This is a genomic window from Lysinibacillus sp. VIII_CA (assembly GCF_049943995.1).
GTDB classification, from domain to species: Bacteria; Bacillota; Bacilli; order Bacillales_A; family Planococcaceae; genus Lysinibacillus; species Lysinibacillus pinottii.
This window is the reverse complement of record NZ_JBNFXM010000004.1, coordinates 233,603-254,438: the sequence shown is the minus strand read 5'-3', so window position 1 is coordinate 254,438 and position 20,836 is coordinate 233,603. Positions and strand designations below refer to the sequence as shown.

Sequence of the window (20,836 nt, the reverse complement as noted above, 5' to 3'; positions counted from 1 at the left end):
AGCACATTTTCATCCTTTCTTCATTTTATATCAGCGTCAAGGTTCTCTTACGTAGTAAGAGTTACTTGTATCGGGCATCCTTAAATACCAGTTCAAACCATTGGTAAAACTGAATTTCATATATGCTCACTTCAATACCAGGGTGGCATTCAATCAGGCACAGTATCGGGTATGCAAGTGGGTATATATGAAAATTCTGGTCAGTTAAACTTCAAGTACTGTCAAATTGTCAGTGGTAGAAAATCAATTTGTAGGTACCTGCAATTTGCAAGTATCTTCAAATGCCTAAGGTACCCCTTTTCCATGGGTACCCAATCACCATTCAAGCCAGTTACCGACATTCTGTCTGCTACTAATTACGACTATCACGTTCTTCTAACCCGTTATTAATTCGATTATGTTGAATAGGTTAAATCTCAGTAAATGTGGTTTATGGCCTTTGTTCCCCTACTCTTAACTTCATAGAATAGAGAAAAAAGGAGATAACCACCCTATGAATAATTGTGGATGTAATAATGAATCGTCGACATTTAGATGCGATAAGTTCGGGACATTTACGGCTAATGATGCCAAATGTATGAACGTTTCCATTCCTGCTGAAGGCTCGATAATTCCATTTTCCTCTGGTATTTCGCTATCTTTCGTTGCGGATATTTTGGGAATCCAAATTGCAAGCTTGTTAGGATTCAGTACCGCTTTTAACTTTGTACCTATTATAAGTAATACAATTAATTCAACTAACATTTTAACTGAAGCTTTCGCAGTTCCACGTGATGGTAAAATCACAGCAATTTCAGCAACATTTGCTCCACTTGATGGGGTTATTTTGAATGGACCTGTGACAATTCGAGCTCAAATTTTCCTTGCACCTGAAGGTAGTAATATTTTTACTGGAACAAGTGCCAGCGTTGATTTAACTCCACCTCTAACGGGGCCTAATCCATTTGGACAAATAACTTTTGCTACAGCTAATATCCCGCCAGTACCGGTAACTGTAGGTAATCTTTTATTAATGGTATTTTATATTTCGTCGACAACGGGAGATCCTAATGAAATTGTCGATATTGCTGGCAACGCAAGTGCAGGAATTAATATTGTTTAAAAACAATGTCTCTTTCCTCTAAAAAGGTACTGGGCGTTCTTTAGATGGAGTTTCTTCTATAGATGATGATTTATTAGGCTTCGTATTAGAACACTCTACTGCCTTGTTATAAGCCCCTACAAATACGGCTCTTAATGTACTAGTGACCGTTAGTACACCTTCTTTAATGTCCATAGCAATTTTGAATAATACATTCTTAGTTTTTACAAACTCTGGTGCACTATGAATCTGAGTAGCTAATACAACTTTGTATAATTCATCTTTCAAGTTATCAGCTAGTGGCAAGCTATTCATGAAATTAAATAGCATCACCTGATATTCATTCATCCATTCCTTACAAGCTTCTTTTTCAGCATGTGCTGATTCATATACTTCTTGTAAATTGCTTGTTTTAAAAGAAGAAAGATAAAAAGAACTAGATGGTTGGTTTTCAGATTGTGGAGGACAAACCCGTCATTACTAGCTTCACCGACTGTCTCTCGTTGGGACATGCTCGATGGGACATAAGGTAAAATGCGATAAATACTAGCCCCTTTTATACCGTTCAATTTAGTACTTGGTACTTTTTCAATGATGCCTAACCCTGTTAATTTCTTCATTGATCGATAAACTGTCTTTGTGCTTATCTCTAATGCTGCAGCAATAGTACTCGCTTTTAAGTGGCATACACCTGTGTGTTCTAAGCTGTGTGATGCAAGTTTAAATACGATTGCTCGTTCTGATTCCGTTAAGTCGTAATAGTGAACCTCCATATGGTCCTCTACACTCTCATCCATATCTGCTACTGAATCGAATGTTATGTATTGTGCTAGGTATTCGAATGCCATTTTATATTTCACTCCCTTCGTTCGTTATTCAATTTCGTAATTCGGTTTTAAATTACGATTTAATTCTTTAAATACATAATAAATTTACGAATTTCGGAATTCAAATAAAAATTGCGTAATTCAAAGAAGTATTTTATAATTAAGATACGAATAAATATAATACGGTGGTGAGTAAATGGCGAAAACAGTCAAACTAAGATTGAGAGTATTACTTGCAGAACGCGAGTGGGAACAGAAGGATCTAGCGGAACGCACTTCACTATCAGCTCGTACAATTAGCGAACTTTATAATAACAAGACTAAAAGCTACACCAAACATTCAATTGATGAACTAGTAAACGCATTTGGCATAACTGACATGAACGAATTAATGAGGATAGTAGATGATGAGGAAACAGATAACTAAATAGGTTGTCTGTTTTTTTGTATACTTTCTTTGCGTTATTTTCTAAAATGGTAATATCAAGGGAGGTTTTTATTTATGAAGAAATTATTTTATATTGGAGCATTGTAAGCGTTATTACTTACTGCATGCGGTGAGGAAGAGGCAGCGCCTAAGGAAGAGGCACCAGTTTCTGAAGAAAAAGAGGCTTCTGATAAAGTTGCTGAAACTAAAGGTCCATCACAAGTAAACCATTGCAACCTCTTTTGAATTCCCTATAAACACTACATTAATATTTTGATCTTTATCGTAAATAGCTCTAGCACGTGTATGTTTATCCATGAATTTTCTTCCATTTACAATTGCATCAGCAACTTGTTTGGAAGAAAGTTGACGTGCGTTAGCCTTAACCCGTTCCAGCATCGAAGTTATCTAGGTGTGACTTATCAATAAGTTTTTTTACACTTAGCAATGATTGGTTCCATGTTATTCACTGCCTTCTAATTGTTTTGTTAGTGTATTGATAGTTGAATCTATCCATCTATTCACAAAAATTGTTTTATCTTCACCTTTGTATTTAGAAATGCCTTCTAAAACTCCAATTAGTAAAGCGCCTATTTGATCTGCTGAAAAGACTTCAGTTAATCGTTGTATGCTTTGTTCTCTTTGATTCAAAGAAATTCACAACCTTCTAATCGTGTTGGAAGTGATTCGTCGTGCATAGCATATTGTTCACTACACTTCTCGCATTCACGTCTGATAACTTTTGAATCTAAATAGAAGTCAACGAACTCGGTTGAACCGCAGTCACATTGCCATGCGTTATCAATCTCATCCAACTCATCAGCCATTGCTCCAACATGCTTTGCGATTGCTCTTAACTTTAATTTAGATTTGTCATCGAAATTCATATCAATAGTGATTGTAGACTTTCGTTTTGACGATTGTTTCTTTAAGCCCCTGTAATACGGAAGGTTACTATCCTTCCTCTCATCATAAGGCTTAGGTAAGACAGGTCCTCCACAAATAGGACAAGACACACCATCTGAATGTCTACCTTTAAATACATGAGCCGAGTCATTCATGCATTCACAAACTTGCATTATTCATCCCTCCACAATTCATAGTCCTACTCGCAAAGTCCATTTGATACGTCCATCGGACTTAAGACATAATAAAAAGCATCCCAAAGGATGCTTAATAAAAATGATTATTCAGCTTTGAAGATTGCTCCTATGCCTTCATCAAATTGAATCGGTATTTGAATAATACCACCACTGTCACTAAATAATTTACTTGTGTTATCTCCCCATGCATATACATTGCCGCTTTTGCATAATGCGATTACAAAACGTTCACCTATAATTAAATCTGAGACTGGTTCAAAAATTGCAACCTTTCCTTTAGTAGAGAGAGATCTATTTTCTGTATCACCTAAGCCCAATTGGCCATAACTGTTATTTCCCCAAGCAAACAAATTTCCATTTTCGTCCAATTTATATAATGCTTTATTTCCTGAGAATAATTTTGCCTTAGTTGTACTACCACCTTCGGAGTCGCCACCTCCTGTTTCTCCACCTCCAGTATCATTGTCCTTTTCTGATAATGGTGAATACCCCTCGGGAAGGTATTTTAACTCTTCTCTATCAACATAAGCTGTTACTCTACTAGTGTTAGAAGAACTAACTCCTCCCCCTCCATAAATATATATTTGCTTAGTAAAAATACTCTTTAATTCTGTTGTAACTATCCCTTGACTTACACCATTAATTGAAAATTCTACTTTACCTTCATCTAAATCTACCAGCATGCCAACTATATCTGTGTCTTTTATTGGTTCACTATATTTGCGACCAGGAAGAGCTCCTCCTCCTATACTCCCATCTTTATATAACCAAAAATTATCTTTATTTGTACTATGACCACTACCGAAAGTTATTCCTTCTTGAGCAAGTCCAATTCTTGAATATGACAATTCCATCTTAAATTCAACATACCACTTCCCTGTCTGTTTAAAAGAATTTAGAATACGAATACCATTACCACCACTTACAGTCATATTCTCATTAGTTAAAGACAGATTACCTTGCGTTGGATCAAAGGTTATCTTTGGTTGTTCGACTGTTGCTGCTTTTGCCTCACTGTTGTTAAGAATATTGAAATTGAAACTCAGCAAAACAATAGTAAGTACTAAAAATGCTTTAATTATGTTTTTCATGTTTTTCCTCCTATTCCATATAGTACAATTATAACAACTCAATTAAAACTTTCATACTATTTTTATTACAATAATTACATTAATATAGTTAATTGCATAATAAAAAGCCTACACTCTTATGAATGTAGACCGACTTATGTATTTAATTAGAGTTAAATTTTATGCTTTCTTAATCTGATAGCAATATCCAACAAATTTGCTGTTTTAATAATTTGAGCTTCTTTCTTAAATAATCTTGTAGCGATACGCCCAATCATTAACGCATAAATAATTAAAAAAATTAAAATTATCCCAAAACCATTTACCCCTAATCCCTTATCACCTGGCGCAGCTAAAGCTGCAGCAACTAGAATTGCAAATAGGGTGAAAATAGCTGTTAAAGCAGAAATTCCAACAGTAGCTTCAAAGGAATTTCGTTCTCTATATTTTAATGTACTTTCTTTCATAACCTCCAATTCATCATCAGAGTATTTGTTCATATTGTGTTTAATATAATTATTTACAGTTGAATCTTCATTGATATTTTTCTTTAAATGAGATTCAAATTCTGAATAAATTTCTTTAAAGTTATAAATTTTATAATACCTTTTGTTTTGAGACATTTATTTCCTCCGAATAAAAAGCCACACCTTGTTGGATGTGACTATTTAAGAATTATTTTGCTGCAATATTAAATGTTTTGACATATCCCATGTTATAACCGTATGCACGATTTTTAACTTGATCCACAACTACTTTTTTATCTTCTATCATTTTAGATACGTCTAAAATAGCTTTTTCTAGACTTTGAGCCTCTAAATCAAAAACCTCATGAGCTTTGTTTTCATCAAAATATAAAGTAACTTTATATTCATTCGACATAGACTATCACCTCCCATCTACCTATATCATAACTGGAAAGGATTAACTGTGTAATAGGATTTTAATACATAATTAAAAGTACCCCGTTAAATAAATGCTAAATTATAATTTTTTTCTTATTACGGAATCTTTAGAATTATGATTTTATGATTTTATCAATTTTTTGTTGAATAAGATTTGCTAATGTAAAAACATTTTTATAGGTTGTATTTACTATTACATTTATTTCATCTTTATAATTATTATTTGACCTTTGAAACTCTTCTTCAGTATAGTTCTCAGGATGTGGATCATCACATGCGCGTATTATTAATAAGTAAATATCATCTTCCAGCTTATGCATTACTTCAATAAAGTCAGGAATATTCTTAATTTCGTCTTCTTCAAAATAACTCATATAAGCATTTATTCTTGGTAAATTCATTTTTACCTCATTTAATTGAACTCTAATATTATTTTCGCATGCCCTAACTTTATCTCCTGTGATGTTTGGCATACGCATATGAAATATATTATCTATTAGTACGACTTGCAATAAATTTAACATCTGCAAAATATTATCATAAGTTATTAATAACTCTTGATATTTATTTATTTTAATTTCTATAATCATTTTCTCTCTTTCTTTTTTATATTGTAAATCTAATTGTTTTGTCATTTGCATTCTAGCAATGAAGTAAGCACCGAACGCCCCTATTGCTCCTCCAAGCATGCTTAATATCCCTCCGATAATTGAAGCCTTATTAGGGCTATCTTCTCCGATTACTTGAAAAGTGATTGCAATTATTCCAAATAGAAATATTCCTACAAATATACAAAGTATAGCTTCTATAATTCTCCTCATTTTGTTCCCTCCAAATTTTACTAGGAATATCTTATCATGGTGGGATTTAAATGAATACAAGCATAATAAAAAGCCACAACTCGTATTGAGCACGACTTAGAAGAAAAAATTCATTTACATTTTAATCAACTGTTTTTTTCATCTTATACTTTACTAGAAGATACACAGGTAAAATCACTATAACTATTATTCCTAATGACAGCCCTAATAATATTAAGGGATTATCAAGTAGATATATTGTAAGTTCATCATCCCACTTTCTAAATTTTTCATTAGTCTTGGCTATATTTAAAATTAAAGAAAATGCTGCTGAGCTAATACCTAAAACCGGAATCAGAGTAATTAATCGCTGTTTACTATAACTAAATGCATCTGGTGTTGAAGGCGAACCATTCGTTAGTTTTATTTGTTCAGACAGACGTTTAGATAACCCCTCTATCTTCTCGCAAAATAAAACTTTTTGGCTGTACTCCAAAAAACTCGATTCCATTACCTCTCCGATTAATGCATGAAAAATGTAACCCACTTCTGAAACATCTTTAAACTTCACACTATGTTTTTGTGCAATACCTTTTAAAAGACTTTCTAAGATTGTTGAAGTTGGTAACTCCTCTTCACCTATAATACTTTTTATGATTCCTGAAAAATCATTTTGTACTAGTTTAATTTGACGGTTATAAGCTTTTCTTTCCATAAGAAGTTTTATTATTTCCCATGTAAAAGTAACAAATAAACCACCAATAATACTTATAAACCAACTGTTCGATATAAATTCCATTATTTATAACACCACCCAATTAAATGGTACTATAAATATAGAAATAGCACTACTTATTTCGTAATAGACCACAAAAAAAGACTACCAATTTAGTAGTCTCAATTGCTTACACGTACAAGCGAACCTGCTTATTTTGAATGTTTATGTTAGCGTATTTCCGTACGCTTTTGATAAAACTTGATAATATCAATTTACACTGTTTTTTTGCGAACTTCCCTGGTGTTAAGAAGTTCACTTTTCCAACACATGCAATTTTTCAATATACCCTTCATACATTTCATCGCCATTATTTAACTCGAAGTATATTTCAAAATCATTTGTAAAACAAGCTTGTTCAGCGAATGCTTCCATATCCTCATTTATAAGCCAGGCACTTGCATCTCTAAAGATTTTGAATAATCCTTTACTTTCTTTATAGACTACTCGTTCAGAAACTTTTTCATATGTTTCCGTATATCCATCACACCCAACCAATCCTTTCGGCTGTTTTATCAATAAGATGTTACGTTTATCACTCTGATATAAAAATGACAATTAACACATACAGTCATTTAACCAAAAAGGATAAAAATGAAGCAAGCGACCATTTCGATGATTTAAATTAATTGGTCACTTTTTGGTCACTTGCTCGATTTTTCGTCATACTTTTGCGCACATAATTCTCTAAAATTGCATCCACGACAATGCCATTTTTCTTGTGTTTGTTCAAAATCCACAAGGTCTACAGGCTCGTTGGAAAAAATATCGGCTTGATACTTTTTCATTTCTAACACACTATACTGAAATGTATGTAAAATATTTTCCATATCAATATCGGTGAAGCTATATTTTTTCCGTTTTCCCGTTAGTAAATATTCATTATAGACCTCGATTTGCTCAAGCGGCACCCGATATTTTTGCTGCACATAATAGGCATAGAGGGCTAATTGCTGACGATCATCATCTGACTCTCCCCCCGTCTTCCAGTCCACGATAACCCATTTATCTGTTAGTTCATTAAAGTAATGAAAATCCATTACCACAAACACTTGGATATCGTTGATTTTCATCGAGCGAAATTGTTCTGGTTCTCCAATTCGTAAGGAGACTCTTTGTAATGTAATTTGTTGAAATGTTTCACTTATCAAAAAATGCTCAAAGACAAGCTGGATTCGTTCTTTATAATCCTTTACTAGGTCAGAAGAAAGTTTGCCAGAATAGTATATTTCCTGCATCATATAATATTTATTTGGCTTGTGCCTCCAAGATTCAAGATGGCGAGTAGAATCTATAAATGCCGCATTCAGCTGTCCTCTAGCCCCATGAATCAGCTCCTCTAATGTGGGGGGCTGTCCGGTTTGTAAATAATCATTAATAGCCTGCTCAATAAAACGGTGAACAATTTGCCCAAATAAAATAGGCATGGGCTGCAGCTTTTTCAAACGATAAACAAGTTGATGATAAGGCTCCACATTGTAGCTCAGCCACCCGTTATGAGAAAAATAATATTCATAGCCATATTTACGGGCACAGCTTGTTAGCGTTTTATGGCGTGACAGTGACCACGAAAAGGTAGGATATGGTGTAATTTCAAACAGGACAATCACCTCCTATAACTGCTGGATAAAATCATAAACAAGCTGTACGATCAACACAATGGTTACAATACGAAGTAGGAGTTTTACTTGATTTGCTTTCACCTTTCTCGCTAAAACAATGCCTATTTGCGCACCAATCGTAGAGCCTACCATTAAAATCAATGTAAGTGGCCATTCAATTTTTCCCGTAGCAATATAGGTAATTGCTGCTCCTGAGCACATGGCGAATACACCTACCCTTGAGAGTCCAACTGCTTTAATATAAGAAATTTTCTCATGAGCATATGTATAAAGGGCTAGTGTACTACTGCCAGGCCCAAACATACCATCATAAAAACCAACCCCAAGAAGGATTGGACCATTCTTTCGATTCATCATAAAGAGTTCTTTATGGCCAAAATCAGCCCCACCCATAAAGGACATCATTAACGCAAAGCCTAGTAAAATGATGGCAATAAATGTCAATGTTTGGCTACTCATAAACGAAGCAAAAAGTCCACCCAATGTTCCACCGATTAACGATACTAATAAGACTGGCTGCATTTCTGACCATGCTAATTCTTTTCGTTTATAGATCGTATAAAAGCTCGAAAAAGCACTTACCATATTGGACACTTTATTGGCGCCAATGGCAGAATGAACTGGCACCCCCATTAACATCATCGTTGGTAAGGTGATTAAACCACCGCCACCCACTAATGTACCAATGACATTCCCAATGATTCCAATGAATAAAAATAACAAGTATTCCATCATATCCTTCTTTCTCTCTCACAAAAGCAATCATTCTATGATACAGTATAACAGATTGTAATTTTGAATGAGGATGGAAATGAGGGCAAGGATGCAAACACAACAAAAAACACCAACACCACGCTTTTGTCACCAGCTAACGGTCGTCGTGGCCATCATTTTTTTAGCTGGCTTCACAGCTACACTGATTCAATATCAAAAGCTTCCTGCAACGATTCCAGTTTTACAAAGCTTTACGAGTGACCACGCACAATTCGGACCAAAAATCGCCATATTTTATTTACCTTTTATTGCACTTATGCTATTTTTACTTTTGCACTATTTAGAGATGAAAGCAGCCTATCCTGTGATGCGTAAAAATAAACCGCCGCTGTCCCATAGTCAGCGTCAAAATGGCATCATGACATTTTGTCTCATAAAAAATAGTATTTTATTGTACTTTACGTACTCCCTTTTCAATGACCTTACGATCGCACTTGGGCACGATCGTATTTTACAGCAATGGCATGCGTATCTCTTTCTTTTCTTGCTCTGTGGTATTTTCAGTATGGGAATCGTACGAGGCATTTTATTGAATAAAAAGCATTAAAAAAGACGTATTAAAGAGTTGCTCTTTAATACGTCTTCCAAACATGAAACTACTCTATGGATTGCATAAATAAAATAAGCTGATCCTCTTGTATGCAATCGATGGCAACTTTATTACGTGACAGGTGACCACATTTTTTACATTGATGTACAATTTGATAACCTTTTTTAGATGAATAATCAATAGTAATCGGTTGCATTAACCCTTTACATGGATTGGCTCTATCACCAGGTATAATATCTAAGTGCTTAGAATATAAACAATGTGGGCAATGATTGCGGAAACTACCATTGTTTAATGGGATCACGTCCAGCCCACACTGCTCACAATGAAATGCTGTATTTTCAGTTTTTCTACTCAATTGTTCTTCCTCCAAGACGATTTTTTCATCTTTGGAGAAAGGGTTCCGTTTTGTTTTTCTAAATTAATAGTATTAGGCTTTGATCATGATTTAACCCATTCACCGTTTCGCTCTACAAAACGATTACTTCTAGTTCCACCTTCAAAAGAACATTTTTCATCTCTTTATCCGAACCACGATTGACTTTAGACTATTGTATCAACCACTGTAAGACGGACCTCTCCACCTTCCACTAGTCGGTGCTCATTGATCATCACTAACTTAGGCATTCGTCCCCTTATGAACAATTGTAGGAAATCTATTTACCTTCAAATGATCGACTCCTCATACGTTTCATGTTTTATTTAGTATACCAAATAGTTATTCACCATCCAATTCTCTTTCCATTTGTCTAAAATTATGTATTAAACCATACTTTTGTACACCACGGGCTTTTTCGATGCTAGCATCAGCCCATTGGCGGAACAATTCTTTATTGTTTTGGCTATGGGCGTAAACTGCCTCTACAGCAGGTTGCATCCAAGGCTGTGTCAGCTTGTCACTTCTCATAGCTGCCGTTCGACCTTCCATGGCTGCAATATAGCATAGGGCGTAGCTTGACAATGGCTCCTTGTTAATTTGCTGGGCAGCAGCCTTTGCCGCTCCAAGATTTTTTTCCATAATCGCTTTCGTAAATAGGTAATTGTTTTTGATGGCTGGCTGCTTATAATGGTGGATGATGACATCCATAGCACGAATCTGTTCGTCTACCGTTTCATAAGCGGATGCATAGAGAGCCGCAAATATTGGTTCTTTCTGACGGCGCTTCACCCATTTATCTACAAGTTCCATATTGTTTGTTCGATATAAAATATGTACATGACGATAAATAATAGCTACCACGAACAAAGCAATTATACCGAGGGAAAAGGATAGCCGCACCCCTGATAAAGATAGCCCCATTGCCAGCAAAATAATGGCTAAATAAATGACTGTTAATTGAACAATTTTCATAATGCCTCCTACTGCAGCTTCCTGCGCATCTTACGTGAAAAGATGAAACCCGCTCCTATAAAGAAGACAAGTGCCATTACTTTCATGATAGGAATGATAAAAAGCTTACTGATGAGGAAAACAACGACTATATAATAGACCACCATTGCCAGTAAAAATAATGTTAGCTTATTCATGCGGCTCCCTACTTTCCTCTAATGCCGCCTCAATCGCGGCAAGCGCTTTTGGACCCATTCCATGTAAATGAGCTAAAGTGGAAAGCTCAACGTTTTCCAGCTGTTTCAATTGTGTATAGCCTGCTGCTTGTAATGCACGAATTGCAGGCTTGGCTACTCCCTTTGGCCATTCTGTCATGTTTGCACTTCCCTTCACGAAAAATCTTCTCTGCCCTATTATGCAAGTGACGTCAAAGAAATGCAAATAAGTCAAAAAGATAGAATTTGAAACAATGATAAGCAAGCAGTCATTAAATTAGTCAAACTATGAATACTCCAGCTTGTCACAATGGAACCTCCGCCAACTCGCTCATTCATCCATCCCATCACATAGCCTGCTAGCCCTGTAGATAGTACAACTAACAAGATGATTGGAAATGGTAATACCATCCACAACAGAGCCCCATGAATACACCCAAAAACGAGGCTTTGTAGCAAATTTCCGACTTGGAAACCAAAGGATTTTGCCAGCCTTTTCAATAAAAAACCACGGAACAATAGCTCCTCTGATAAGCCGGTTTGAATCATAGCATATAGAAGAGCGGGTATGAGCCCCGCTAAGCCAAGGCCAGCAAATTGATTGGACGCTAATATGGAACCATCCATATAAAAAAAGACGAGAGCGAAATTAGGCATCACTACTATTACAATAGAAAGTATATAAAATATGGCATATTTCCCCTTATCGACAATAATAGGCCTATGCAACCCTAACCATTCAAGAAAGGGTTGTTCCTTTTTTGCTGAAAAACTCCACCAAACAAACGGTATGACTGAAAATAACAACACTTGCACAATAGCATTAATCATATTTTCTCCCCCTATTCATTACGTTAAGTGTAGAAGAAAGAGCTATTAAATTCAATAATAATTTAATGATAATCATTAAATTATTAATCTTAAATATTAATTATTCATCGTTTCACTTTAATTATAATCGGGTGAGATTTCTTTGTTGTGCTTTGGTAAAATTTCATATATACTCAATTACAGACTATTAAGGTCTTTAATGTATGTAATAGTATTGGAGGTAATAACTATGAATATACATCTATTAGAAAAGGCTCGCATCTATGAACAAAGTACTCGTATCTCTGTACCAGCTTATGACACTTTATTCGCCATGACACAAGCCTATTTCCGAGCTCATTTAGGTGAGCAAGACTCATCCCTGCTAGTTGTAGGAGCTGGGGGCGGTAATGAGCTATCCGCATGGGGACCCTCTAATCCAAACTGGACTTTTACAGGTATTGACCCGTCTGAAGAGATGCTACAAATTGCTCAGTATAAGGCACAGCAATTATCTATAGAAAGCCGAGTTCAGCTTCTTCAAGGAACCATCGATACCTTACCCCCCTCTCCATTAACCTATGATGCTGCTAGCTGCATCCTTGTGCTGCATTTTATCGAAAATCGACAGCAAAAACTTAACTTATTACACAACATTCATGCGCAATTAAAGCCCGGGAAACCTTTTATCCTCGCATGTGCCTATGGAGATCGAAATAGTGACGAACTGCAAGATCGCATTAAAATCTGGCAAAGCTTCTTTTTAGACGCAGGATACAAAAAAGCTAAGGTCGAAGATATGGGGAAAGTCATTATGAATATCTCTTTCCTATCCGATCAAGACATGCAGGAATTACTGAAAGAGGCTGGATTTAAGCAGGTTACTCGCTTTTTCACTTCTGGTCTTTTTGCAGGCTGGATGAGTCATGCCTAACCGAAAGCCCCCGCCATTTAGCTCAATTGGCGGGGGCTTTCACCAGGTGATTAGTAGATTTCATACAAACAATGACTTTTAAAAACTATAGCGCCGCTTTTCACCAATACATACTGTAGTAATACACATGATCATCTGTGGTCATCCCTACTTTTTCATAGAGCTTTTGGGCATTAACATTGTCCTTTGCTGTTTCGAGCATCATGTAACGAGCGTTCTCCTGCTGGCAATAGATGTAGCATTGTTCGATTAATGCTTTGGCCACCCCTTTTTTTCTGGCATGCACTGCCACAAATAAATCATTTAAAATAAATGCCCTTTTCATAGCTACGGATGAAAAGGTAGGAAATAGCTGCGCAAAACCTACTGGTTCCCCATTTAAGTATGCGAGAAAAATAGTGGATTGCTCCTTTTCCACACGTTCTTGGATAAACTGTTCGGCTTGCTTTAAATCAGTCGGTTGTCCATAAAACTCACGATAAGCATTAAATAACGGGACCACATCCCTAATTGTTGTCTGTGATACAGTACAAATATTCATATTCTACTCCCCATTTCAATTTATTGGTCATTCTAGTATGATGGTAGTAGATTATCTGACATTTCAAAAGAGACAGTTTCAAACATTTCAACATGTCGATGAGGTGCATTATGGACGATTTCATCTTTTTATTAACGGACAAAGAAGCCAAATATAAACAAATCTATCAGCAACTGAAAACCCTCATTATGGAAGGCACATTGGAAAAGAATGATACCCTGCCTTCTATTCGGAAGCTAGCAGAAACTTTGCAGGTGAGTCGCAATACGACATTAACGGCCTACGATCAGCTTGTAGCTGAGGGGTATATTCGAGGTGAAGGTCGGAAAGGGTACTTTGTGAATGCGTTGGAGCAAGTTTTCTTACAAGAGCAACCACAGCCTATTCAATCGAAGCCAATAAAGGATACTTCGGCATTACTTGTGAATTTCCTAGCTGGGGCTGTCGATCAACAACACTTTCCCATCAAGGCCTGGCGTCAAATCGCCAATCAGGTTTTACAGGAGCCAGCCTGTTATCAATATGGGGCACTGTTTGGAGAGCCTATACTAAAAGAACAGCTTGTCCAGTATTTACTACAGGCAAGAGGGCTCTATACCAATCATGAAAATATCATTATTGGAAGTAGTACACAGCAGATGCTTTTGTATCTTGCATTTTTACTGAAGGAAAATTTCCCTAGCATACTGCTGGAGGACCCAGGCTATGATGGGGCTCGGGAGGCATTTCAATTACATAACTTTGACATTGAGACCTTACCTGTGTTCGAAGCAGGTGCACAGCTTGATGTCTTAACAAATTGTCTTTCACGTCTCTTGTATGTCACACCTTCACACCACTTCCCCTATGGTGTCTCGATGAACATTCAACAACGGCAAGCACTGATACAATGGGCACAAAAAGTGAATGGCTATATTCTTGAGGATGATTATGATGGAGAATTTCGCTATACACAACAGCCATTCCCTGCCCTTGCCTCCATCGACCCATCTCGGGTAATTTATTTGGGTACATTCTCGAAATCCTTTTTACCAGGCATACGAATAAGCTATATGGTGTTACCTAATGCCCTCGTGCAGCCTTACAAAAGGAAATTTGCTCATTTTGAACAAAACGCATCCACCCTGCATCAACGCACCATGGCCCAATTTATGGCGCAAGGCGAATGGACACGCCATATTAAAAGAATGCGCCTAACCTATAAACAAAAAATGCATTGCCTTGTGCAGGAGCTACAACAACAATTCGGAGAGCAAATCACTATTTTAGGCGAACAATCGGGCCTCTATGTATTAGTGAAAATAAAGACTTCACTTTCTGAACAACAGCTCATCCAACAAGCAGAGTCCCACGGTGTAAGAGTTTATCCAACCAGTCCGTTTTTTCTCCAGCAAGCAAGTATAGAACCGATGCTACAACTAGGCTTCAGTAAATTATCAATGGAAGAAATTAAATTAGGCGTTCAACTACTAAAAAAAGCATGGTCACCCCTTCAAAATAACACCTTGTTCGTACAATGAGTTTCATAAAAAGGACCATCAAAAATATGATGGTCCAACTTCTTCTTTCATTTTATTGTTTTAAAACATTTCTAACAAACAGTTGCTTATTTTTGTGAGCGATTACACTGACTATCGCAAGTAATAGCCCCGAAATGACAAAAACCAGTCTAATTCCTACTAAATCTGCTATTACCCCCATAACAAGAGAGCCAATGCCGAAAATCCCAGTCCCGATAGCACCTAATGAAGTATAAACCGTTGATAACTGTTCTTTTGACACACTGGTTTGTATCACTGTTTGTTGAGGAATTTGTTTAATTTGTCCAAAAAGCCCTACACAAAGTGATAAAAGTAAGGAAATCATTGGAATGCTGTTTATGCTAAATAACATTGTAAATATGAAGCTTGCAAAGGAACCAACAAAAATATAGGCTCCTATTTTCTCTTCCACCACAGAAGAAAATTTAATACAATAGGCACTTCCTAAAATCAACCCTAAAAAGTTGGCTCCATTGATAAATCCCCACCATTTTTCATCAACGTTCAAAGCATCGCTGACAAACACATATAAAATAGCAGCTATCCAAACTGTTGCTGCAATTGTTTCTAAAAATTCTATCCAAGCAATCCTTTTTAAAACTGGCGTATTAGATAAAGTTTGCCAACCCTCTTTAATCTTTTCAAGTTTCCCCTTTATTTCGGTTGATGGATGATTGTTTACACTTTCTAGCAGACAAAGTAATACGCTTGCCGTGACAAATAAACATCCAACTAACCAAATCAGTTGTTGAGCGCTCATAATAATTAACAAGGAACTTCCTACGAACCACATACCTGCTTGGATGACCTGCGTAATCGTTTCCGAAATTCCATTAGCTTGAAGTAGCTTTTCAGGTTTAACATAGTATGGAGTCAATGTCTGCCTGATTGGGTTAGCACATCCATCAAAAAAAGCAATCATTCCTATTATGAAAAAGATAAAATAATAATTAGCTGCTGATAAACCCATTACCATAAACCCTAGAATAAAGAGTAAAATCGTTTTTGCAATTTGTGACCCAGCTAGTAACCATTTAAGATTTAGTTTCTCCACCAAAAGAGGTGTCAGCAGACTAGATATAAACATAGAAGAGGCAATTGTAAATGGCACAAACGATGCTGCAATGGCAGAGCCTGTTAACAAAAAAATTGTACTTATAACACTGACTATATATAATACATCGCCTATATTAGCGAGTGACTGACCTAAAAGTAATAAAGAAAAATTTCTATTCAATTTCATTTTATATCCCCCGATATTTCAATCTGATTTTGGCTAAATCGGGGAATATTAGATTGGACTATTCATTGAAATTTGACTCCTATCATCTAGCGGATAAATCTGGGGGATATCGATTTATCACAAGTTTTTTGATCTTCCATACATATTTAAATGAATTATAGCATTGTTTCTTTTACTATTACACATTCATAGTAAATTATTACCACATTTTAAGTTCATTCAATAACCAATCCTTCTTCAACTCAATTGCTCCATTTGTACAATAAATAAAAAAGAGCTGTCTACAGTCTTTTTTATTTTACATGAGACAAAGTAAAGTCGTTGATATCCACTACGGGCAGACGATATCCGCGGTCGGGGTCTAGCTGCTTCCCTTGTGGAGTATAGTGAAATCAGCAGTAATTTACCAATATTAGAAATGAAAGAGAAAGAAAAATGACAAAATCCATGGAGAGTGAGCTACTCGATGGATTTCGTCTACAGTCTGGGAGCTGTCTAAACAGCTCAATACTCTTCATCTGTTAGTTTAACAAGGCGAAATAGTCAAAGCATAATAGATGAAATTTAATTTCTGACCATTCATTTCGAAACTCTCACTACTAGTCGTTATTTTCTCAAAACCATTTTTCTCTAAAACTCTTTGAGAAGCTACGTTATTTGTTGTTGTTTCCGCCTTAATTTGTTTTATATCCTCATCAGCTATTGTTTCAATTAATTTTTGTAATGCTTGATTAGCAATTCCTTTTCCAGTATGTTCTTGCCCCACCCTATAACCGAGATGACCGATTTTATGAAATCTATCAATATCCACTAAATTTATTCTTCCTAGAATAGAACTATCTTCATTTTTAATTAAATAGAAATATGACCCTCCCTGAGCTTGTTCTTCAAGTAAAGCTTCGTGTCTTTTTTTAAAAATCTCAGGGTTATAGTATTCTTCTCCACGAGTAGGTACCATTTCTTCGAAAAATTTTCTGTTTTCAAGTTCAAATTTATACAAACTTTCGGCATCTGCCACTTGTAATCGTTCAATATATAGATCCATATAATAAAAACTCCATTCCAATAGGACTCTACCCTTTACTTGAAGTAAAATCCCCCTATTGGCAAATGCCTTTATTTTTTATCTCTTATTTCTTCCAGTATTTCGATGACACGATTGTTTTGTTTTTCAATGGACTTCAACCTTTTTTCAATTAGGCTAGAAGAGAAAAACACAATGAGTACAATAGCTATTCCGACTATTAAATCCATTTCTATCCCCCTCACTATATCCATGAATGTCTATGTATTTAAAGGTACAACCTTGTTCAACTATGCAGTAACATTATGACAAATAAAAGCTGAACTATTGTGAGAAGTAGTTCAGCTCAATATGCTGTTTCATGTACCTAGAAATAATCAATGAAGGTCGGTATGCCTACGGGTAATATGTCCTCCAGTAAGGCAATTTCCTCTTTACGTCCCTGTAACCGTTCGATTTTTTCTAAATAGCTTGGTCGTTTATAGCCTAGCAGCATCGTGGCCAAGGTTTGCACCGTTAAATGGACAGCATTATCATTTAATGTCTCGCTCACCTTTTGGACAGACAGCTTACCATCCACCATTTTAATGATGAAGGTGCCATTATTCCAAGCTACAATCCGATCTGTTACGGCTAGCTGAAGTTCAAAGTCTTGACTGACAAATGGATAGCGTAATAAAAACTCTTTAACATCCACAATTCTCGCCATAAAATAAGGAGAGACCTTTTGAATAATCTCACTATCCTCTAATAGAAATGCTACGGCTTCATTACCTGTCGTTTTCCCATAGACATTATAAATCATGGAGCTATGGGCAGAGACAAAATTCCATAACCCTTTACGTGCTTCTTCCTGTAAATAGACGATTTCATCAATATAATAATTTTCCTCCATAATACGATAGAACATATAGCCCTGCGCCACATCTCCTTCATCGTAGTAGACGGCAGCCTGCAGGTTAACATCACTGTCAATGAATTTCTCTTCCCAGAAATCCTCCTGAAACTTCTCATTCCACGCAATGCTATTTCGCACCATTACCCCATGTGTTTTTTCGGCATATCGGGCGTAGATATCCACTACATCCTGATGCTTTGGATCGACACGTCGAATTTTCCCATTGAGTCCGGCATAATGCGGGAGCTGTGTATCCTTCACTTGGAACTCTACAATGTCACTCATAATTTCCCATCCCTTTTTTCGGTAATAGGGAATTGAATATGGAAATAAATAGGATATACATTGTCCCTCGTTGCGCATACTTTGTAGGCTTTCAATAATCAAGCTCTCCATCAAGCCATGGCCCGAATACTCTGGGTAGGTGCCAACTGCTGTAATCCCCCCCATTTCATAAATCTTCCCATGGACATTGACTTCAAAAGGCAAACTTAAAATTTGCGATACTAAATGCGAGCCATCAAACCATCCGATGGCATGTCCCTCATTAAATTGTCTACTTTTCGCATTCACAAAACGACGGTCCTTATGAATAGACATGGACATTTGAAAGACATAATTTAATAAGTCAATAGATTGTGCCATTTCATCCAATCGAATTTCTCGCATGACTAAGCCTTTTCGTTGATTCATGATTCCCTCTCCTCATCAAATAACTCACTAAAAATAGTTTGCGGTGCATCTAAAAACCGTTTGGTGACAATGTAATGAATGGAATCCTCATAGCGGATTGTTTCAATTTCATCATTGTCAAAGCTATAAATCGTTGCATTAGGATAGCCCAGTAAAATCGGTGAATGTGTGGCAATAATAAATTGTGCCTCATGCTCTAGATCCTTCATAATTTTCAACAAACTTAATTGCCTTGTTGGAGACAATGCTGCCTCGGGCTCATCCAATAAATAAATCGCTTTACCCTTAAAACGATTCATAAATAATGCCAGAAAGGATTCACCATGGGATTGGTGATGTAGAGATTTTCCACCAAAAGCGTTATATCTCCTTGGATCTTCTATCAAATCAATATGACTGGCAAATTGATAAAATGTTTCGGATCGAAGAAAAAAACCATTTGAAATTTTCGGCATCCACGACAAACGGATATACTCACCCAGTGAAGATTCTGCCTTATGTACTTCATACAGATTTTGGCGGCCACCACCTGCCGTATTAAAATCGCAACGATCTGCAATGGCTTCCAGTAAGGTTGATTTACCCGAGCCATTTTCCCCAACAAAGAAGGTCACATTAGTTGGAAACTCCAACTCCTGTAAATCCTGCAAGCTCGGGATATTAAAAGGATACATTTGTTTATTAGGAATCGTGTCCTGTAGCACTTTACATGATTTTAAATACATTTTATTTCCTCCTTCCTCTTATTATAACGAACAATGTCTCTACTGAAACGTTATCGCACTACCTCTTTGATAAAAAAGAATTAAGAATAGTAAATCACATCATAAAGTCATTATTTTTTCAATGAAAGTTCACAGCAGGAATAGTGCAAAATTGAGCGCTCGCAGTCCCACTCAACACCGCCATTATGTAAGAGATATTTCCCGAGAAATAAATAAGAAATATGTCGAAAGTTGCAATTTCATTCCGTAAAATTATGTCATATTTTTGATTTTTATAAAATTAAGTGGCAGCGTGATTCTCGGTATGAATGAAATTTTTCAATTGCGAAGAGTGTAATTTCCCAGCAATATTCAACGGAGTTCTATGATTATACCCAAGATCATCAGCATTTTTGCAGGCCATGGTCCTTTATATGCTGTTTGAGTAACAAATTTTCTCCGTGCACCTATTCCATCTATAAAAGTTCTAGAAACTAGGCTCCCCTCATAAATTGAGTAACAATCAAATGTTAGAAGGAGAAGAACAATGTTTGTCACTCATTATTATGAAAATAAAACGTCCGTATTAAGCCAATTGCTCGTCAAACTCCCTGCCATCGAAGAGGATATTCGTATTAAAGGACGAAAGGCAAAGGTAACTGAGGTGCTTCAAATTGACGACCACCATTATCATGTGAAGATTATTTTTGAGAAAGTTCCTAAAAAGCAGCCACTTAAAGATTTAGGTAAGAAAAAGAGATAATCTATAACGTTTATTTCCTCTAAATTCGGGAATAACCATAGTACTATTGCGAATTATTCTCACCCTATTATTTCTCCAAACAAATTTGTTGACATTTTAATTGATAACAATTATCATTATCAATAGATTATTTCTTTTCTCCAAATTGCTTATTTCAGAATCCCCCTCTTTTTTGAATAAGCATGTATCAAACGGATATTCTTACA

29 protein-coding genes are annotated in these 20,836 nt (G+C 36.1%); 6 read left to right on the top strand and 23 right to left on the bottom strand.

What is annotated here, in order from left to right; genetic code table 11:
• Nucleotides 1-493: 493 nt before the first annotated feature.
• Complete coding sequence (locus tag ACP3VS_RS08565) at nt 494-1,102, top strand: hypothetical protein (RefSeq protein ID WP_426388547.1); 609 nt, start codon at nt 494-496, stop codon at nt 1,100-1,102.
• 18 nt (nt 1,103-1,120) lie between these two features.
• Here ACP3VS_RS08565 and ACP3VS_RS08560 read toward each other — a convergent pair whose 3' ends face one another.
• Nucleotides 1,121-1,396 carry a hypothetical protein gene (locus tag ACP3VS_RS08560; RefSeq protein WP_426388546.1) on the bottom strand — a complete coding sequence of 92 codons (276 nt, stop codon included), beginning with the start codon at nt 1,394-1,396 and terminating at the stop codon, nt 1,121-1,123.
• Nucleotides 1,397-1,425: 29 nt separating this feature from the next.
• Nucleotides 1,426-1,929 carry a helix-turn-helix domain-containing protein gene (locus tag ACP3VS_RS08555; protein ID WP_426388545.1) on the bottom strand — a complete coding sequence of 168 codons (504 nt, stop codon included), beginning with the start codon at nt 1,927-1,929 and terminating at the stop codon, nt 1,426-1,428.
• A 175-nt stretch (nt 1,930-2,104) separates the two neighbouring features.
• On the opposite strand from ACP3VS_RS08555, the gene ACP3VS_RS08550 reads away from it, so the two are divergent.
• Nucleotides 2,105-2,335 (top strand): helix-turn-helix domain-containing protein, encoded by a 231-nt coding sequence (locus tag ACP3VS_RS08550; protein WP_281486562.1) that lies wholly within the window; start codon nt 2,105-2,107, stop codon nt 2,333-2,335.
• 462 nt (nt 2,336-2,797) lie between these two features.
• Here ACP3VS_RS08550 and ACP3VS_RS08545 read toward each other — a convergent pair whose 3' ends face one another.
• From ACP3VS_RS08545 to ACP3VS_RS08500, 10 genes are all read right to left on the bottom strand, one after another.
• Nucleotides 2,798-2,986 (bottom strand): hypothetical protein, encoded by a 189-nt coding sequence (locus tag ACP3VS_RS08545; protein ID WP_332290528.1) that lies wholly within the window; start codon nt 2,984-2,986, stop codon nt 2,798-2,800.
• Nucleotides 2,983-3,396, bottom strand: a complete 414-nt coding sequence (locus ACP3VS_RS08540; protein ID WP_426388544.1) for a hypothetical protein — start codon at nt 3,394-3,396, stop codon at nt 2,983-2,985. The genes ACP3VS_RS08545 and ACP3VS_RS08540 overlap by 4 nt, the downstream gene beginning before the upstream one ends.
• Before the next feature lie 125 nt (nt 3,397-3,521).
• Nucleotides 3,522-4,529: an SPRY domain-containing protein gene (locus tag ACP3VS_RS08535; protein WP_281486563.1), complete on the bottom strand. Its 1,008-nt coding sequence runs from the start codon at nt 4,527-4,529 to the stop codon at nt 3,522-3,524.
• Between the two features lie 152 nt (nt 4,530-4,681).
• The gene (locus tag ACP3VS_RS08530) at nt 4,682-5,131 is read right to left on the bottom strand and encodes a hypothetical protein (protein ID WP_332290534.1); all 450 of its coding nucleotides are present in this window, start codon (nt 5,129-5,131) and stop codon (nt 4,682-4,684) included.
• A gap of 52 nt (nt 5,132-5,183) precedes the next feature.
• The gene (locus tag ACP3VS_RS08525) at nt 5,184-5,390 is read right to left on the bottom strand and encodes a hypothetical protein (protein WP_332290536.1); all 207 of its coding nucleotides are present in this window, start codon (nt 5,388-5,390) and stop codon (nt 5,184-5,186) included.
• Between the two features lie 136 nt (nt 5,391-5,526).
• Nucleotides 5,527-6,234 carry a hypothetical protein gene (locus ACP3VS_RS08520; RefSeq protein WP_332290538.1) on the bottom strand — a complete coding sequence of 236 codons (708 nt, stop codon included), beginning with the start codon at nt 6,232-6,234 and terminating at the stop codon, nt 5,527-5,529.
• 121 nt (nt 6,235-6,355) lie between these two features.
• Complete coding sequence (locus tag ACP3VS_RS08515; RefSeq protein WP_332290540.1) at nt 6,356-7,012, bottom strand: hypothetical protein; 657 nt, start codon at nt 7,010-7,012, stop codon at nt 6,356-6,358.
• 231 nt (nt 7,013-7,243) lie between these two features.
• Nucleotides 7,244-7,546: a hypothetical protein gene (locus tag ACP3VS_RS08510; RefSeq protein ID WP_332290542.1), complete on the bottom strand. Its 303-nt coding sequence runs from the start codon at nt 7,544-7,546 to the stop codon at nt 7,244-7,246.
• Nucleotides 7,547-7,632: 86 nt separating this feature from the next.
• Nucleotides 7,633-8,598 carry a PD-(D/E)XK nuclease family protein gene (locus ACP3VS_RS08505; RefSeq protein WP_426388543.1) on the bottom strand — a complete coding sequence of 322 codons (966 nt, stop codon included), beginning with the start codon at nt 8,596-8,598 and terminating at the stop codon, nt 7,633-7,635.
• Between the two features lie 3 nt (nt 8,599-8,601).
• Nucleotides 8,602-9,342, bottom strand: coding sequence for a sulfite exporter TauE/SafE family protein (locus ACP3VS_RS08500; protein WP_036166305.1), 741 nt, complete (start codon nt 9,340-9,342; stop codon nt 8,602-8,604).
• A 91-nt stretch (nt 9,343-9,433) separates the two neighbouring features.
• On the opposite strand from ACP3VS_RS08500, the gene ACP3VS_RS08495 reads away from it, so the two are divergent.
• Nucleotides 9,434-9,931: a hypothetical protein gene (locus ACP3VS_RS08495; RefSeq protein WP_031419779.1), complete on the top strand. Its 498-nt coding sequence runs from the start codon at nt 9,434-9,436 to the stop codon at nt 9,929-9,931.
• Nucleotides 9,932-9,980: 49 nt separating this feature from the next.
• Here ACP3VS_RS08495 and ACP3VS_RS08490 read toward each other — a convergent pair whose 3' ends face one another.
• From ACP3VS_RS08490 to ACP3VS_RS08470, 5 genes are all read right to left on the bottom strand, one after another.
• Nucleotides 9,981-10,292 carry an RNHCP domain-containing protein gene (locus ACP3VS_RS08490; protein ID WP_031419777.1) on the bottom strand — a complete coding sequence of 104 codons (312 nt, stop codon included), beginning with the start codon at nt 10,290-10,292 and terminating at the stop codon, nt 9,981-9,983.
• Between the two features lie 360 nt (nt 10,293-10,652).
• Nucleotides 10,653-11,285, bottom strand: coding sequence for a hypothetical protein (locus ACP3VS_RS08485; protein WP_426388542.1), 633 nt, complete (start codon nt 11,283-11,285; stop codon nt 10,653-10,655).
• Nucleotides 11,286-11,293: 8 nt separating this feature from the next.
• A complete protein-coding gene (locus tag ACP3VS_RS08480; RefSeq protein WP_008175876.1) occupies nt 11,294-11,461 on the bottom strand; it encodes a hypothetical protein in 168 nt (55 codons plus the stop codon).
• Nucleotides 11,454-11,639, bottom strand: coding sequence for a hypothetical protein (locus tag ACP3VS_RS08475; protein ID WP_426388541.1), 186 nt, complete (start codon nt 11,637-11,639; stop codon nt 11,454-11,456). The genes ACP3VS_RS08480 and ACP3VS_RS08475 overlap by 8 nt, the downstream gene beginning before the upstream one ends.
• A 71-nt stretch (nt 11,640-11,710) precedes the next feature.
• Nucleotides 11,711-12,310 carry a CPBP family intramembrane glutamic endopeptidase gene (locus ACP3VS_RS08470; RefSeq protein ID WP_036166308.1) on the bottom strand — a complete coding sequence of 200 codons (600 nt, stop codon included), beginning with the start codon at nt 12,308-12,310 and terminating at the stop codon, nt 11,711-11,713.
• A gap of 229 nt (nt 12,311-12,539) precedes the next feature.
• Between ACP3VS_RS08470 and ACP3VS_RS08465 the strand changes: the two genes are divergently transcribed.
• On the top strand, nt 12,540-13,223 hold the full coding sequence (locus tag ACP3VS_RS08465; protein ID WP_012294047.1) for a class I SAM-dependent methyltransferase: 684 nt from the start codon (nt 12,540-12,542) through the stop codon (nt 13,221-13,223).
• Between the two features lie 100 nt (nt 13,224-13,323).
• Here ACP3VS_RS08465 and ACP3VS_RS08460 read toward each other — a convergent pair whose 3' ends face one another.
• Nucleotides 13,324-13,764 (bottom strand): GNAT family N-acetyltransferase, encoded by a 441-nt coding sequence (locus ACP3VS_RS08460; protein ID WP_036161364.1) that lies wholly within the window; start codon nt 13,762-13,764, stop codon nt 13,324-13,326.
• A 110-nt stretch (nt 13,765-13,874) separates the two neighbouring features.
• Between ACP3VS_RS08460 and ACP3VS_RS08455 the strand changes: the two genes are divergently transcribed.
• A complete protein-coding gene (locus ACP3VS_RS08455; RefSeq protein ID WP_036166317.1) occupies nt 13,875-15,284 on the top strand; it encodes a PLP-dependent aminotransferase family protein in 1,410 nt (469 codons plus the stop codon).
• 52 nt (nt 15,285-15,336) lie between these two features.
• Here ACP3VS_RS08455 and ACP3VS_RS08450 read toward each other — a convergent pair whose 3' ends face one another.
• The 5 genes from ACP3VS_RS08450 to ACP3VS_RS08430 form a co-directional block, all read right to left on the bottom strand.
• The gene (locus ACP3VS_RS08450) at nt 15,337-16,548 is read right to left on the bottom strand and encodes an MFS transporter (protein ID WP_036166320.1); all 1,212 of its coding nucleotides are present in this window, start codon (nt 16,546-16,548) and stop codon (nt 15,337-15,339) included.
• A gap of 526 nt (nt 16,549-17,074) precedes the next feature.
• Entirely contained in the window at nt 17,075-17,593 is a 519-nt protein-coding gene (locus ACP3VS_RS08445) for a GNAT family N-acetyltransferase (RefSeq protein ID WP_426388540.1), read from the bottom strand.
• Nucleotides 17,594-17,664: 71 nt separating this feature from the next.
• Nucleotides 17,665-17,802 (bottom strand): hypothetical protein, encoded by a 138-nt coding sequence (locus ACP3VS_RS08440; RefSeq protein WP_171821085.1) that lies wholly within the window; start codon nt 17,800-17,802, stop codon nt 17,665-17,667.
• Nucleotides 17,803-17,939: 137 nt separating this feature from the next.
• Nucleotides 17,940-19,163, bottom strand: coding sequence for a GNAT family N-acetyltransferase (locus tag ACP3VS_RS08435; RefSeq protein WP_426388539.1), 1,224 nt, complete (start codon nt 19,161-19,163; stop codon nt 17,940-17,942).
• A complete protein-coding gene (locus tag ACP3VS_RS08430; RefSeq protein WP_012294040.1) occupies nt 19,160-19,888 on the bottom strand; it encodes an AAA family ATPase in 729 nt (242 codons plus the stop codon). The genes ACP3VS_RS08435 and ACP3VS_RS08430 overlap by 4 nt, the downstream gene beginning before the upstream one ends.
• Before the next feature lie 526 nt (nt 19,889-20,414).
• On the opposite strand from ACP3VS_RS08430, the gene ACP3VS_RS08425 reads away from it, so the two are divergent.
• A complete protein-coding gene (locus ACP3VS_RS08425) occupies nt 20,415-20,630 on the top strand; it encodes a hypothetical protein (RefSeq protein WP_012294039.1) in 216 nt (71 codons plus the stop codon).
• The last annotated feature ends 206 nt before the right edge of the window (nt 20,631-20,836 follow it).